The sequence below is a fragment of the Shewanella benthica KT99 genome, from assembly GCF_000172075.1.
GTDB lineage: Bacteria > Pseudomonadota > Gammaproteobacteria > Enterobacterales > Shewanellaceae > Shewanella > Shewanella benthica_A.
In genome coordinates this window covers 86,459-101,132 of sequence record NZ_ABIC01000006.1, presented here as the reverse complement: position 1 = coordinate 101,132, position 14,674 = coordinate 86,459, and the positions used below count along the sequence as shown (strand labels likewise).

The window sequence follows — 14,674 nt, the reverse complement described above, 5'->3', positions numbered from 1 at the left end:
ACCTAAACTATAGGTAAACTCGGCTAAATTTGCCTATGTCGCTGTTGAAATCTCATTGAGCCAAGGATAGATCAAAGACCCAAGTTAATGAAATACTGAAATAATACGTTCCACATGCAAGATCCATAGACAAGATTATTCAGTAGAATAAGGGGGCTGAAGATGAGATACAAGTTACTATTACTCACCGGTGATAATGAGCGATATAGATCTTTACTGCAATCCTGTCACCTCCCTGAAATTGAAATTCTGGGTGATGAAACCCAGCAGATTTCACCAGCCAATATTTGGCTGGCAGAGCCTTCTCTCGCCGCGCCGCTACTGCCTCATGGTAAGCATATTATCTGGATGCAATCGACCATAGCCGGCGTCGATGCCTTGGTCAAGCCGCACCAAAGAAAAGACTATCGGCTGACCAATGTCAGAGGCATATTCGGCCCCTTGATGAGCGAATACTTGTTTGGTTATCTACTTGCTCACCAGAGAGGACACACGATATACAGATCACAACAGGCGCAGAAAATTTGGCGTCCAGCCAGCTTCAAGACCCTTCAGGGTCAGCATTTACTTCTGCTTGGAACGGGTAATATAGCCAAGCATATTGCCCAAACTGCGAAGCACTTTGGCATGCATGTCACAGGGATAAACCGAGGAGCTAAGCCAACGATTGGTTTCGATGATGTCGATACCCTAGCAAACCTGCACCACTATCTGCCCCTGGCTGATGCTATTGCCAGCATACTTCCAAGCACACCAGATACCAGAGGAGCGCTCAACGCCCAGACCTTATCACTGATAAAATCCGCTGGTATTTTATTTAATCTAGGCAGAGGAGATGTACTGGATCTCGATGCTCTGTATTTACAACTAAAGGAAAACATCCACCAGAATGCAATATTAGATGTCTTCAACCAGGAGCCATTATCGCAACATCATCCCATATGGACACTGGATAATGTCATCATAACGCCACATATTGCCGCCCCTAGTTTTCCCGAGCAGGTGGTCGAGATCTTTGCCGATAACTACCATAAGCTGCTAAGAGGCGAGCGACTCTCCCATGAAGTCAACTTTGAGCGCGGTTACTAGTATCGAATGATCAGCAGCGCCAGTTTTTTCATTTTTCAGACGTCACTCACACTTAGGTATAACAGCTAGCAGAGTTTCTATTTTGACTTATACGCTTTTGATATTAGCATTGAGAATCGTTTTCATTTATAATTCGCTCATCTTGTTAGGGGGCCTATATCTATGTACGTTTGTCTTTGCTTCGCCGTTACCGATACACAAATAAAAGCAGCCGTTAGTCAGGGAGATGTCTCTCTAGCTGATGTGAAGCAACGTTTGGGTGTAGGGAGTCAATGTGGTAAATGTACTAAGATGGCTGACCAGATAATCCAGAGACAACTGGACATAGAGCCCAAATATTACCAAGTGGCCTGATAAGCAACAAACGACTCTTATCTGGTTATTTCAATAAAAAATTCAGATAAAAAAACTGCCATCGGCAGCGTTTTCATCTCAGACTCGTGATTAGCTAGTCGATAGACTCACTGTTACCATCGCCTAGCTCTACGCTATCGACACGTTGTAATCCCCGTGGCAGTTTCGCCCCTCTCCTGCCCCGTTCCCCACGATAATGCTCCAAATCGCTTGGTTTCAGGGTTAGCTTGCGCTTACCGGCCCAAAGAGTCACCGAAATATCTTCGGGCACCACATGCAGGTGGATGAGCAACTCTTCTCTATTCTTCGCTCTTTCAGTTGGGATACCTATGATCTTATTCCCTTTACCCTTAGATAACTGGGGCAAGGATTCCATAGAGAATAGCAACATTCTACCTTCATTGGTGATGGCCAGAATCGACTCGACTTTCGACTTATCCACCAACTGAGGTTTAATCACTTTGGCGTTAGCCGGTAGGCTGAGCAGGGCTTTACCGGCTTTATTCCTCGATACCATATCCTTATATGAGCCGACAAAACCATAACCTGCATCCGACGCTAGCAGATAGAACTTCTCATCATCACCAAGCAAGAGATGCTCCATCACTTCACCGGGTGACAGATTAAAACGTGTGGTGATCGGCTCACCTTGGCTTCTCGCCGAAGGCAAGGTATGAGTATCGGTTGCAAACGATCTACCGGTTGAGCCTATAAATACCGCAGGCTGATTACTTCGACCTACCGCAGAACAGAGGAAACCATCTCCGGACTTGTAAGACAGTGCATGACCATCGATATCATGTCCCTTGGCGCAGCGAACCCAACCTTTCTCAGACAAGACGACAGTCACGGCCTCTACCGGAGCTAACTCTTGCTCAGTCAGTGCCTTAGACTCGCTACGCTCCACCAATGGAGAACGTCTATCATCACCGTAGGTCTCACCATCATGTATAAGCTCTTTCTTAATCAGGGTCTTCAGGCGCCTATCCGAGCTAAGCAGCAACTCTAGCTTATCTCGCTCGACTTCCAGCTCATCCTGCTCCGATGTGATCTTCACCTCTTCAAGCTTGGCCAGATGGCGTAACTTAAGATCTAAAATAGCATCGGCTTGAATCTCGGAAATCTGGAACCGTGACATCAATTCAGTCTTGGGGTTCTCCTTATAGCGGATGATCTCGATCACCTCGTCGATATTAAGGAAGGCAACCATCAAGGCATCCAAAATATGTAACCTGGATAAGACCTTATCCAATCTGTGGGTGATTCTTCGAGTCACGGTAGTTAAACGAAATTCCAACCATTCGGTGAGGATCTGTTTAAGCCCTTTGACTTGAGGTTTCCCGTTCAGCCCTATAATATTCAGGTTCACTCGGAAATTTTTCTGCAGATCCGTCGTCGCAAAAAGGTGGGCCATCAGTTGATCACAATCGACGCGATTTGAACGCGGCACCACAATGATACGGACCGGGTTCTCGTGGTCAGATTCATCCCTGAGATCGACCACCATAGGCAGTTTCTTGGCCTGCATCTGCGCGGCAATCTGTTCTAAAATCTTGCCGCCACTGGCCTGATGTGGCAAAGCAGTGATAACAATTTCGCCACTCTCAACAGCATAAACGGCTCGCGCCTTTATCGAACCTTTACCTGTCGAATAGATCTTAGCGATATCCGCCCTGGGAGTAATAATCTCCGCCTCGGTTGGATAGTCGGGTCCAGGCACAAACTCCATCAAGCGTTCGAGATCTGCTTTAGGGTTATCCAGTAATTCGACACATGCAGCCACTAATTCACGGGTGTTGTGTGGCGGTACATCTGTCGCCATGCCCACGGCTATGCCGGTAATACCATTGAGCAAAATATGCGGCAGACGAGACGGTAGCACCAAGGGCTCTTTCATCGTGCCGTCGAAGTTAACTCCCCAATCGACAGTGCCTTGCCCTAGCTCACTGAGCAGGACCTCTGAAAACTTCGATAATCTCGCTTCGGTATAACGCATGGCGGCGAATGATTTGGGATCATCCGGTGCTCCCCAGTTTCCCTGACCATCGACCAAGGGATATCGATATGAGAAAGGCTGCGCCATCAGTACCATAGCCTCATAGCAGGCACTATCCCCATGGGGATGGTACTTACCTAACACATCACCTACGGTACGGGCTGATTTCTTATGCTTAGACTGAGCCGATAGACCCAATTCACTCATGGCATAGATGATACGACGTTGAACCGGTTTTAATCCATCACCAATATGTGGCAAGGCCCGATCCATGATGACGTACATGGAATAATTTAGATACGCATCTTCCGTAAAGCGGCGCATCGACATCTGCTCTACGCCATCGAGACTTAAATTTATCGCATCACTCATTTTTCAGTTTCCTCTGCTTGCGCAGTTTGTTCTGTTTCTTTCTTAACAATATCTTTGTAATACAAACGGTAAATATTGCCTTTAAGATCATCTGATATATACATGGCTCCATCGGGCGCCGTTAATAAAGCGTAAGGCCTGGCTACGGGAAAACCGCCATCTAAGAAGCTGACCACAGTACTGCGCTTGACGACTTTCTGCTGTTCAACCTCTAACATCACCACCTGGTAACCGATTTTGCTCGAACGATTCCAGGAACCATTCTCGGCGACAAACATCTGATTATGATATTTAGCAGGAAACGTCTGACCACGATAAAAATGCAGGCCAGTAGGGGCAACATGAGCTGGTAATTCGAAATTGGGCAAAGTGATCTTCAGATTCTTAGGTTTATCGTAGGCGGGCTCTATGACAGAAGCAGCATGAATATAGGGAAAACCGAAGTGTTCTCCGGTTTTTTCTAGCCGGTTAATCTCATCGGGAGGCAGTCGATCCCCCATCCAGTCTCGCCCTTGATCGGCAAACCATAAGGCATCGTCCATAGGCGACCAATCGAAGCCCGTCACACTGCGAATGCCCGTTGCGACTTGCTCACTACTGCCGGTCTCTATATCGATGGCGATAATACTGCCAAAGGGGGCTACGGCCTCACACACATTACAAGGTGCACCGATCGCGACATACAAACGACCATCCGGACCAAAGTGCATCGCACGTCGGCTCTTATTGGTCTTTCCCGGCAGCCGATCATAAACCTCCTTGCCCCGTCCTGGTCGGCGCAAGCGGTTCTCAATATCGACAAACCTCACTATCTTTTCATTGACGGCGACATAAAGATCACCATGATGAAAGGCGATGGCTTCAGGATTATCTAAGCCTTTGGCTACTGTGTATTGTTTATCGACTCGGCCATCGGCATTGCTATCGACCAGAGCCACTATGGTGCCCTTCTTATGGGAACCGACAAAAAGCGTGCCCTTATCCCCCAGCACCATCTGTTTAGCATCACCAAGCTCTGAGGCATAGAGAGTTAAGCCGAAGCCTTTAGTCACAGTGATCATCATGGGCTGTGCGGCCAGTAACTTTTGACTAAACAGCACCGCAGCGCAAGCTAACAGTATGCTCCACCTTCGTTTATTTTTTTTCTGATTCAACAACATTATTGTTTTATAAGCCTAATTATTCTAATTGTTGGAGGCGCTTCACTAAAAATCTGCAAGATCACCTTTAGATTCTAACCATATTTTACGATCACCTGAGCGTTTCTTGGCAAGCAACATATCCATAAGCGCTACGGTTTCTTCAACATCATCTATGGTTAACTGCACCAAACGACGTGTATTAGGGTCCATGGTGGTTTCTCGTAACTGCAGTGGATTCATCTCACCCAGCCCCTTGAATCGAGTCACCTGTACTTTACCTTTCATCTTCTCGGCGGCAATACGATCCAGTATGCCTTGCTTTTCTGCTTCGTCTAACGCATAAAAAATCTCTTTGCCTACGTCGATACGAAACAGAGGAGGCATAGCCACATAGATATGACCCTTTTCGACCAAGATCTTGTAGTGTTTCATAAACAGAGCACATAACAAGGTAGCAATATGCAGTCCATCTGAATCCGCATCGGCCAAGATACAGATTTTTCCATACCTAAGTTCGGAGATATCACTGCAATCGGGATCGCAGCCTATCGCAACCGAGATATTATGTACTTCCTCTGACGCCAATACCTGGCTGGCATCCACCTCCCAAGTATTGAGGATTTTACCACGCAGAGGCATGATAGCTTGAAATTCTCGATCACGAGCCTGTTTAGCGCTGCCTCCCGCCGAGTCACCCTCCACCAAAAACAGCTCTCCACGCATAGGATCTTGACCACTACAATCGGTCAACTTACCAGGAAGTGCCGGACCAGACGTCACCTTCTTACGGGCAACCTTCTTAGCCGACTTTAAGCGTTTATGCGCATTATTAATGCACATTTCCGCCAGCGCCAGTGCCTGTTCAATATTCGTATTAAGCCAGAGACTGAATGCATCTCTGACAATGCCGGAAACAAACGCCGCACTCTGACGACTGGAGAGTTTCTCCTTGGTCTGGCCGGAAAATTGTGGATCCAGTAACTTGATCGACAAGATAAAACTGCTGCGATCCCAGATATCCTCTGGGGTTAGCTTAACGCCTCTGGGCATTAGGTTACGAAACTCACAAAATTCACGCATAGACTCGAGCAGACCTTGCCTGAAGCCATTCACATGAGTACCACCTAAGGGAGTAGGAATAAGATTCACATAACTTTCGTTAAGATACTCTCCCCCTTCCGGTAACCAGGTAATAGCCCAATCTACCGCCTCTTTATTACCTTGTAAACTACCAATAAATGGCTCTTCAGGCAGCATCAGCGCATCTTTGACCGAAGATTGTAGATAATCAGTCAAACCACTCTCATAGAGCCACTCCTGAACTTCATCCGTCTGCTTGTTAGTGAATTTAATCTTAAGGCCGGGACAGAGAACCGCCTTAGCTTTCAACAAATAAGTCAGCTTAGATACGGAAAAATTGGCTGAGTCGAAATAACTGGGAATAGGCCAGAAATGAACCCTGGTACCGGTATTTCTACGGCCACAAGTTCCCGTCTCTCGCAACTCTTCGACCATATCACCATGTTCGAAGGCGATGTCATAGACAATACCGCTGCGTCGCACGGTAATTTCCACACGACTCGAGAGTGCATTCACTACTGAGATACCAACCCCGTGTAGACCTCCTGAAAATTGATAGTTATCGTTGGAGAACTTAGCACCCGCATGTAGTTTAGTGAGAATAAGCTCTACCCCAGATATCCCCTCTTCTGGGTGAATATCCACAGGCATACCACGACCATCATCGATAACCTCTAACGAGTTATCCTTATGCAGGGTTATTTCAATCTTAGTTGCATGTCCCGCCAATGCTTCATCGACACTATTATCGATAACCTCTTGACCCAGATGATTTGGGCGCGTGGTGTCGGTATACATACCCGGACGGCGTTTAACGGGATCTAGCCCATTCAGGACTTCAATGGAATCAGAGGTATATTGTTTTGTCATGGCACACACAATTTATAGTTATTAAGGCCATGTTGCGGCCCGATATGGTTAATTGTCAAGAAAACAGAAACTGGCAGATAGAGTGCATCTGCTTTTCATAACCCACAAAGCTATGATCGCCACCGGATTGAATCAAAAGCTGACAACAGTGATATTTTTGTACTGCTTGTCGATAATCCAAGACTTCATCACCCGACTGTAATAGCACTAAAAATCGGTCGGGGTTAAGAATAACGTCAGTATTAAAAGCGGCAAGCTGATCTTTATGTTCAGGCAGAACTTGATAACACTCATCGATATAGGGATTGTACTGCTGACCGATAAAGCCATCGAATAGCTCGAAAGGCGTCACAGCAGGATTAACCAATACCGCTCGCCCACCGTACTTTTCGGCTAAATAACTCGCAAAATAACCGCCAAGTGAAGAACCTATATAGGTGAGCGTCTCTCCATCCTCGAGTGCAGATTCCACCAATCCTGACAGTAATTCCATCGCTTCTCTGGGAGTGGATGGTAATTGAGGCTGACGGAAGTTCAGTTCGGGATAGTGTTCAGCGATAAATTGCGCTGTTACCAGCCCTTTATCTGATAATGGAGAGCTATTGAACCCATGAATATAAAGTAGCATATTTCCTCATAGGCGGATTCTTCCCATCATCGAATAATCACTCAGGGGAGTGAGAGAATAATTTTAATAAATGATCAATAGGATGCTAACACTTGCTTACGTTTCTACCAAGTGATTAGGCTTCAAAGAGAGGGAAAGTAGCTAATTTTTACAGCGACGTACCATTAAAATCTGGCATCAACTCCTGAACAAGCTGACAAGATTAGTATTAATAACCACTGGCGTTTCTATCGGAAGCGAATTTATCACCGGGGACACGATATACATTGGTAATCATGCTGCCATCGGCTTTAAGCTCCAACAGGCGATATCCAGGTTGTTTCGCATCCAGTGCGAAGTAAGAGGATAGCGGCTTAAATTGGATGCAAGTTGAAGGCGTACACATCAAGTGAATAATGCCATGCATACCTTGATGCTCTTTATGCAACTCTTGGTGCACATGACCCCAAAGCAAGCCTTTGACTTGTGGGATTTGAGCCACTTGCTCGATAAAGTCACTGCCATTATCCATGCAATGTTGATCTAGCCAGCGGCACTTGATCAGAATAGGATTGTGATGCATCACTAGCAAGATGTGACGTTCCGGTTGATCGGCAACAGCGCTTCTAATGATCTCTATTTCACTGTCAGACATGTGTCCGCCGGGCTTGCCCCTCACCGTAGAGTCCAGCATGATTATTTGCCAGTTACCGGCTAAGATTCGACGCTGACCGAATATCTTTGCTCCCTGCATATGCAGATTCATAACTCGAGGATCATCATGATTTCCGGGCAGATAATGGCAAGGCATATCGAGAGGAGTTATCGCTCGCACAAAATTGTGGTACGACTCCCCCGAATAATCTTGACTGATATCTCCGGTAGCCAACATAAGATCTGCCGGGTAACCCACAGCCTTTATGGTATTAAGCACAGACTCCAGACTCTTAGCTGTATTAACACCTAAGAGTTGAGCATTGGGATCGGCAAACAGGTGAGGATCGGTCACTTGCACGATTCTCACACTTGCCTTCTCTTCAAGAGAATAAGAGATAGCCTCTTTTAACACTAGATAGACCCTAAGATTCAGCCAAACAAACAACACTCGTATGGTTATCAATTCTTAATAACTCTTCCAAAAAAGCATTCACTCGATGCTTTTCGTCACGATGGTGCATACGTACATTTGGATAATTATATACCGGACTGAGCTGATAAATCTGTCGACTGGTTAACACTTCTGCTAATTTAGCATCATGATACACGCGAACCGAAATTTTAGGGGTAGAGACAAAATCGGTTTTACCAACATTTCTTGAGATTTCGATCAATTGGGTATAGCGAGTATTTTCCAGCAAGCGAATATCTAACAGCCCGTAATCACCTCTGACTTGCCAATTTGCCCCCTGCTCAGCGCCATCGGGCAACCAACAAAGAATATGGTAATAATTACGCCCACACAGCGCGAGAAAGCGATTAATATTCGGCTGATATCTCTTTGGGTTTAAGCTGGTTGCACTACTCACTTACCGATTCATCCTCACGTTTAGTCTAAGTTCTAAGTTCTAAGTTCTAAGTTCTAAGTTCTAAGTTCTAAGTTCTAAGTTCTAAGTTCTAAGTTCTAAGTTCTAGCAAATTCTGGTAATTCAGCTCTAACCACTGCAGCCCAATAACAGTAAACGCATTATTCAGTTGATACATCCATCATTTACACTATTTTTACTTACTTTTACGTTTTACGTAAATTCTGATAGTTCAGCTCCAGCCACTGCAGGCCAATAACAGTAGACGCATTGTTAATTATACCATCATTTACTAAGTTAAAAGCTTGCTCCCTGCTGAATACGTGAACCTGAATATCTTCATTTTCATGTTCTAGCCCGTGTACTCCATGTGCCTGACTCGCATCGATTTCAGCCCAGAAAAAATCGAATTTCTCACTGGTTCCTCCTGGACTAGCGAAATAGCTGGAGATCTTCGACATCTGTTTAGCCGCAACTCCCGCCTCTTCGACCAGCTCCCTGCGGGCAACAGCCTCGGCCGTCTCACCCTCTTCTATCATACCCGCCACTAACTCAAGCATCCAAGGACTCTTGGTCTTGCCAAATACGGGAATACGTATCTGCTCGATCAACACCACTTCATCCGTCACAGGATCATAAGGCAATACTACGACGGCATCGCCGCGTTCAAAGACCTCCCTCTTAACTTCACCGCTCCAGCCACCTTTGAACAACTTATGCTTAAACCGATAAACATCTAAAGAGAAAAAGCCCTTAAACACCGTTTCTTTACCTAACAAATCCACATCTTGTTGATCAAACTTCTGTTTCATCTGGCTCCCTTACCTGGATCAATCCAGTATCAAATCATCTGCAAAAGTGTATAAGAAACACACTAGACTAGAGTAAATTCTATTTAGATAGAATTAGCATATTAAAAATCAAAAACTGTTACACTTCTAAGTTGACTTGAAAACAGGTGATTTATTAATATCTATGTCTTAATAGCTATTAATAAATGGCTAGCTGGCTCAGGCCATTAATTTTTGATGTATCGGGAAGCGTCGGGAAGCGCAAACTGCCTCGCTATTATGTGTGGTATCACTTAAATCTATAAAAGTTAAACGGCTCCTCCACTGGAGGATTTTGTCTAAAAGGACAACCAATGAAATTCAAGATCCGCACGATATGCGCAGCACTCACGCTGGCATTCAGCACTTCTGCTGTACAGGCCGACGATTTACTGCAGATATATCAACAAGCACTAACCAGTGACCCTATCGCACTGCAGGCTCAGGCTCGACGCGACGCCCTGTATGAACAGATTGAAGAAAACCGCGCCCCATTATTACCAACCATAAGTGCTAGTGTGGGATATAACAAGAGCTGGCACAATGAAGATACAATGTCGAATACGGATTCAAGCGGCATAAATGCTGGCGTCACCTTGAATCAGGTCATCTATGATCACAGCGCCTGGGTAGGGTTGAGCCTGGCCGAGTTAGCCGCCTCTCAAGCCGATGCAGCCTACGCGTCATCGCTGCAGACTCTTATTATCCGCGTAACCAGTGCCTACTTTGCTGTTTTATCTGCTAAAGATACCTTCGAATTTCAGGGCTCGGAAAAGCGCGCGATTGAGCGTCAGCTCGAGCAGACGAAACAAAGGTTCGCCGTGGGTTTAACCGCCATCACAGACGTTCACGAAGCCCAAGCTCAGTATGACTTGGCCCGCGCACAAGAGATTTTAGCCGAGAATGAACTGACCAATAGTTATGAGGCACTGCGTGAGATCACAGGTATAGAGCATAGGACGATCAATATCTTAGATACCGATCGTTTCAGTGCCGTCAGCCCGTCTCCTACCAGAGCAATCGATTGGCTTAAGATAGCTGAAACCAACAGTGTCGATCTACTGACTACCCGTATTGGTAAAGATATTGCCAAAGAGACTATCAGTCTCTATAAAGCGGGTCATATGCCTATACTGAGTCTGAATGCGGGTTACACAACCAATTTTCAGCAAGAAAATAATGATAATGATGCAAATGATTTTGACAACGGCACTGTGGGCCTGACCTTGAGTATACCTATTTTCGAAGGTTTCAAAATCAGCTCTAAAGTCAATCAGGCGCAATATCAGTACGTAGAAGCGAGTGAGAAGATGGAACAGGTTCACCGTAAGGTAGTCAAGGATATTCGCAATAATTTCAACAATGTAGGCGCCTCAATCAGCTCGATCCGTGCCTATGAGCAATCTGTTATCTCATCAGAGAGTGCCCTAAAAGCGACTCAGGCAGGTTTTGAAGTAGGTACTCGTACCATAGTCGACGTACTTAACCGTACGCGCGATCTGTATGACTCTAAGCGAAAGCTATCTGATGCCCGTTACGGTTACATCAACTCTATCTTGGCACTTAAACAAGCTGCCGGCACTTTGAATGAAGATGATGTTATCACCATCAACAAGGGGTTGATTGCACAGGCTCAAGCTACACAAAATACCACTCAGTAACGAGTCACTACACTGATTTAGAATTTTGCTAAGCTCTCCGCTTTGGATAACTTAACTAGAAACCGCCACTCTTAATCGATGGCGGTTTTTTATCACACTTGAAGCACTAAATTTAGAAGACCAGTTCGACACCGGCGAAGTAACCTTTAAACTGAGTGTTAGCCGTTACACCATCGAAGTCATTCACATCGAAGTTAAAGTCACGGTAACCCACACGCACCTTAGTATCCAAAGCTACGCCATCGAACTGCCAACCTAGACCGACAGAGTAATCATAAACACTGGACTCATCGATACCTAGCATAACATCGGCAAAACCATATAGACCAAAGCCTGGAATACCAACCTGTGCATCGGCATAAGCCATCACTATGCCGCTATCGAGTTCAATTTCTGAATTTACACGGCCGCTGGTAGCTTTATCGTTAACACGGAAAGAGCCATGCATCTTCTTGTAAGCCGCACCAAGATCTAATGCAACCAGATCATTATCTAACAGCTCGTAATATAGAATAAAATCTGTGTTACTTAGATCGGTATTCGTCGAAATATTATCTCTAAAATCAGTGCCACCGAAGCTCATCAATGTACCACTGGCGAGAGTCGCATTGCCGCTTGCATCAAGACGATTCTCCCTGATTTTTACATTCGGTAGCAAAGGGATCGGATGCTCTATGGCAACCCAAAGGCTACCTTGAGAAGATGAACTGTAGTCGAAATCTTGCTGTGGTTGACCATTTCCAGCAAAAGTGCCACTGGTATCGGCCTGCCAATAATCGCCACCGACCTTAAAACCTATCAGGGATGCAGCCTGTGCAGAAGTACCTACCAAACTTGCCAAAAGCGCACATGCAACTAATGTTTTTTTCATTATTTAATTAACCTTTAATCAATAAATTTATTAGATCGATCACCGCAGCATTTGCGCGGGAAATATAATTTGCCATCACCAAAGAGTGATTGGCGACTACGCCAAAGCCCGAACCATTTAAGATTATCGGACTCCAAACAGACCTTTGTGTCTCTTCCAGTTCACGTATGATTTGCTGCAAACTGACTTGGGCATTCTTTTTACGTAATACATCGGCAAAATCAATTTCAATAGCCTTCATAAAGTTTAATAATGCCCAGGTAGCACCTCGAGTCTCATAAAACACATCATCTATCTTCCACCAACTGGTCTTAATCTGTTGGCTAGCCGGCTTAGGCGTAGACTGAGAAGCCTCACTGTCGCCGGCTAAATCTGTGTTCAACCTATCTTGCCCAACACTAGCAGAGAGATGCTGAGACATGCTACCTAAACGTTTCTGCACCTCTTTGAGCCACTCGTTGAGATTATCCGCTCGAGCATAAAATTGCGCTTCTTGGTTGTTGGTATCTGATATTTTAGCGCGATAAAGTTTCAGTAATTTGATGGCATCTTTATATTCACCTTCGGCGCTAGGCACTAACCAGCTGGTATGCTCGATATTGAGCTTAGAGTGAGCGGCGAGCAGATCTTTATCAGCCATAGATTGGGACTGGGAACGACTGAACTCTTTACGCAGGATTAATGCGAGATCTCGCGCCTGCTCCAAGGCCCCAAACTCAAAGGCTGGCATATTATCCATAAAAATTGAGGGCGGAGTCACATCGTTAGATAACCAGCCACCTCGCTTGTTAAGCAAGGCTTCCATGGTCACTATGAGTGACGTCGTCGTCGCATAGCCCACCACTCGAGACTCTTGACCCGCTTTTAACTGCTGCGGCAGAATCACATCCGGCGCGGCGCTCCACCAAACACTGATGAAGTAGCCAATAAATATGATGAGCACCGCGATACCCGTCCACTTTTTCCATGTCATTTGCATTTGATACACTCCGTTGAATCCCACATTAAATTAATGATGATGGTGATGACCTTCCGATTCAGTCATGGCTTGCTTACTCACCATCAAGCTCACAGGAAGCTCTGAGCCATTATCGAACTTAAGGGTCAAATTGACTGACTCCCCCGCGACTAATGGCTGTTTCAAACCGAGCAACATGATGTGCTTACCCGACTCGCTCAAAGTTAACTGACCATGCTGGGGGATAGTGAAGCTTTCTACCTGACGCATCTTTACCATACCGTCCTCTTCGATAACGGTATGTAACTGAGCCTCTTTGACAAAACTGGCCTCTACGGCAACGAGTTTGATCGAAGGACCATGATTTTCCAGGATTAAATATGCTGCAGTATTTGGCACGCTAGGTGGCATAGCTCTCACCTGACCGTCGACAAGCACAACATTGGCCATGACAGAGAAAGATGCCCCACACAGCAGGGCAAAGTTAAACATGTGTTTGAATATTTGCTTCAATGTCTTAAACTCCATTTAACCCCATTCGTCTTAGAGGAGAAAACGCAATGAGTACAATTCAGGTTAAGGATGAACAAGGCGTAAGAATTATCACCATTAATCGCCCTGAAAAGCGTAATGCTCTCAGCCTTGAGATGTATACTAATCTCACAGAATACCTTATCCAAGGTGAGTCAGACAACGCAATTCACTGCTTTTTAATCAAAGGCCAACAGGACTGTTTTACCTCGGGTAATGATGTAGCAGACTTTTTAAAAAATAGTAACTTAGATAGCAATCACCCGGCCTTTAACTTTCTCTTTCACTTATTAGATCTCAAAAAGCCAATCGTTGCAGCAGTCACAGGTGCTGCAGTAGGTATAGGTACCACCTTGCTACTGCATTGCGATCTGGTTTATGCCGATAACACTGCAAAGTTTCAGTTACCTTTTGTTAACTTGGCGCTGGTACCTGAAGCCGGAGCGAGTCTGCTGCTTCCGCAACTCGTTGGACCACAAAAAGCAGCCGAATTACTGCTACTCGGAGAAAGTTTCGATGCTCATACGGCTAAAACACTCAATATTATCAATGATGTCATCCCCTCGGAGACCATTTTTGACTTTGCTTTAGCCCAGGCAATCAAACTCGCTAAACAGCCACCACAGGCACTTCAGGCATCTCGTGCATTGCTACGTTCAAATAAAGAGCTGGTACGTCAACAGATGAAAGATGAGCTAGCTCAGTTTGCTGTAAGACTAAAGAGTGATGAAGCCAGAACTCGTTTCGAGGCATTTCTCAAAAAATAATGGCTTTAATCTATAAGCCCAGT

General features: G+C 45.4%; 14 protein-coding genes. 4 read left to right on the top strand and 10 right to left on the bottom strand.

All coding sequences use genetic code 11. From position 1 onward, the window contains the following. The first annotated feature begins 162 nt into the window (after nt 1–162). Together KT99_RS04120 and KT99_RS04115 are read left to right on the top strand one after the other, a co-directional pair. Nucleotides 163–1,089: a D-2-hydroxyacid dehydrogenase gene (locus KT99_RS04120; protein ID WP_005497337.1), complete on the top strand. Its 927-nt coding sequence runs from the start codon at nt 163–165 to the stop codon at nt 1,087–1,089. Nucleotides 1,090–1,251: 162 nt separating this feature from the next. Then, nucleotides 1,252–1,443 carry a bacterioferritin-associated ferredoxin gene (locus KT99_RS04115; RefSeq protein WP_005497335.1) on the top strand — a complete coding sequence of 64 codons (192 nt, stop codon included), beginning with the start codon at nt 1,252–1,254 and terminating at the stop codon, nt 1,441–1,443. A 94-nt stretch (nt 1,444–1,537) separates the two neighbouring features. On the opposite strand, the gene parC is transcribed toward KT99_RS04115, so the two are convergent. The 7 genes from parC to nudF form a co-directional block, all read right to left on the bottom strand. Then, the gene (parC, locus tag KT99_RS04110; RefSeq protein WP_005497333.1) at nt 1,538–3,811 is read right to left on the bottom strand and encodes a DNA topoisomerase IV subunit A; all 2,274 of its coding nucleotides are present in this window, start codon (nt 3,809–3,811) and stop codon (nt 1,538–1,540) included. Next, complete coding sequence (locus KT99_RS04105) at nt 3,808–4,971, bottom strand: PQQ-dependent sugar dehydrogenase (protein ID WP_005497331.1); 1,164 nt, start codon at nt 4,969–4,971, stop codon at nt 3,808–3,810. Before KT99_RS04105 ends, parC begins: the two co-directional genes overlap by 4 nt. Nucleotides 4,972–5,016: 45 nt before the next feature. Next, nucleotides 5,017–6,903 carry a DNA topoisomerase IV subunit B gene (gene parE, locus KT99_RS04100; protein ID WP_005497329.1) on the bottom strand — a complete coding sequence of 629 codons (1,887 nt, stop codon included), beginning with the start codon at nt 6,901–6,903 and terminating at the stop codon, nt 5,017–5,019. Between the two features lie 55 nt (nt 6,904–6,958). After that, complete coding sequence (locus KT99_RS04095) at nt 6,959–7,531, bottom strand: YqiA/YcfP family alpha/beta fold hydrolase (protein WP_005497327.1); 573 nt, start codon at nt 7,529–7,531, stop codon at nt 6,959–6,961. Between the two features lie 208 nt (nt 7,532–7,739). Continuing rightward, the gene (cpdA, locus tag KT99_RS04090; RefSeq protein WP_005497326.1) at nt 7,740–8,579 is read right to left on the bottom strand and encodes a 3',5'-cyclic-AMP phosphodiesterase; all 840 of its coding nucleotides are present in this window, start codon (nt 8,577–8,579) and stop codon (nt 7,740–7,742) included. Nucleotides 8,580–8,589: 10 nt separating this feature from the next. Continuing rightward, nucleotides 8,590–9,036, bottom strand: coding sequence for a DUF1249 domain-containing protein (locus KT99_RS04085; protein WP_005497324.1), 447 nt, complete (start codon nt 9,034–9,036; stop codon nt 8,590–8,592). A gap of 203 nt (nt 9,037–9,239) precedes the next feature. Next, entirely contained in the window at nt 9,240–9,845 is a 606-nt protein-coding gene (gene nudF / locus KT99_RS04080) for an ADP-ribose diphosphatase (protein ID WP_005497322.1), read from the bottom strand. 332 nt (nt 9,846–10,177) lie between these two features. Here nudF and tolC point away from each other — a divergent pair, with 332 nt between their 5' ends. Continuing rightward, nucleotides 10,178–11,524, top strand: coding sequence for an outer membrane channel protein TolC (tolC, locus tag KT99_RS04075; protein ID WP_005497320.1), 1,347 nt, complete (start codon nt 10,178–10,180; stop codon nt 11,522–11,524). A 112-nt stretch (nt 11,525–11,636) separates the two neighbouring features. On the opposite strand, the gene KT99_RS04070 is transcribed toward tolC, so the two are convergent. Genes KT99_RS04070 through KT99_RS04060 form a run of 3 tightly spaced genes read right to left on the bottom strand, consistent with a single transcriptional unit; the run spans nt 11,637 to nt 13,881 of the window. After that, nucleotides 11,637–12,395: a TIGR04219 family outer membrane beta-barrel protein gene (locus KT99_RS04070; RefSeq protein WP_005497319.1), complete on the bottom strand. Its 759-nt coding sequence runs from the start codon at nt 12,393–12,395 to the stop codon at nt 11,637–11,639. Between the two features lie 7 nt (nt 12,396–12,402). After that, the gene (locus KT99_RS04065; protein WP_005497317.1) at nt 12,403–13,374 is read right to left on the bottom strand and encodes a DUF2333 family protein; all 972 of its coding nucleotides are present in this window, start codon (nt 13,372–13,374) and stop codon (nt 12,403–12,405) included. A gap of 30 nt (nt 13,375–13,404) precedes the next feature. Continuing rightward, the gene (locus KT99_RS04060) at nt 13,405–13,881 is read right to left on the bottom strand and encodes a copper chaperone PCu(A)C (RefSeq protein WP_005497315.1); all 477 of its coding nucleotides are present in this window, start codon (nt 13,879–13,881) and stop codon (nt 13,405–13,407) included. Between the two features lie 32 nt (nt 13,882–13,913). Here KT99_RS04060 and KT99_RS04055 point away from each other — a divergent pair, with 32 nt between their 5' ends. Then, the gene (locus KT99_RS04055; RefSeq protein WP_005497314.1) at nt 13,914–14,651 is read left to right on the top strand and encodes an enoyl-CoA hydratase-related protein; all 738 of its coding nucleotides are present in this window, start codon (nt 13,914–13,916) and stop codon (nt 14,649–14,651) included. Nucleotides 14,652–14,674: the final 23 nt, after the last annotated feature.

Excerpts from the sequence above, each read along its gene's own strand:
- KT99_RS04105 (WP_005497331.1), bottom strand. The coding sequence starts at position 4,971 with ATGTTGTTGAATCAGAAAAAAAATAAACGAAGGTGGAGCATACTGTTA.
- KT99_RS04055 (WP_005497314.1), top strand. The coding sequence starts at position 13,914 with ATGAGTACAATTCAGGTTAAGGATGAACAAGGCGTAAGAATTATCACC.
- nudF (WP_005497322.1), bottom strand. The coding sequence starts at position 9,845 with ATGAAACAGAAGTTTGATCAACAAGATGTGGATTTGTTAGGTAAAGAA.
- KT99_RS04115 (WP_005497335.1), top strand. The coding sequence starts at position 1,252 with ATGTACGTTTGTCTTTGCTTCGCCGTTACCGATACACAAATAAAAGCA.
- KT99_RS04095 (WP_005497327.1), bottom strand. The coding sequence starts at position 7,531 with ATGCTACTTTATATTCATGGGTTCAATAGCTCTCCATTATCAGATAAA.
- parE (WP_005497329.1), bottom strand. The coding sequence starts at position 6,903 with ATGACAAAACAATATACCTCTGATTCCATTGAAGTCCTGAATGGGCTA.
- KT99_RS04070 (WP_005497319.1), bottom strand. The coding sequence starts at position 12,395 with ATGAAAAAAACATTAGTTGCATGTGCGCTTTTGGCAAGTTTGGTAGGT.
- KT99_RS04060 (WP_005497315.1), bottom strand. The coding sequence starts at position 13,881 with ATGGAGTTTAAGACATTGAAGCAAATATTCAAACACATGTTTAACTTT.
- KT99_RS04065 (WP_005497317.1), bottom strand. The coding sequence starts at position 13,374 with ATGCAAATGACATGGAAAAAGTGGACGGGTATCGCGGTGCTCATCATA.
- KT99_RS04120 (WP_005497337.1), top strand. The coding sequence starts at position 163 with ATGAGATACAAGTTACTATTACTCACCGGTGATAATGAGCGATATAGA.
- parC (WP_005497333.1), bottom strand. The coding sequence starts at position 3,811 with ATGAGTGATGCGATAAATTTAAGTCTCGATGGCGTAGAGCAGATGTCG.
- tolC (WP_005497320.1), top strand. The coding sequence starts at position 10,178 with ATGAAATTCAAGATCCGCACGATATGCGCAGCACTCACGCTGGCATTC.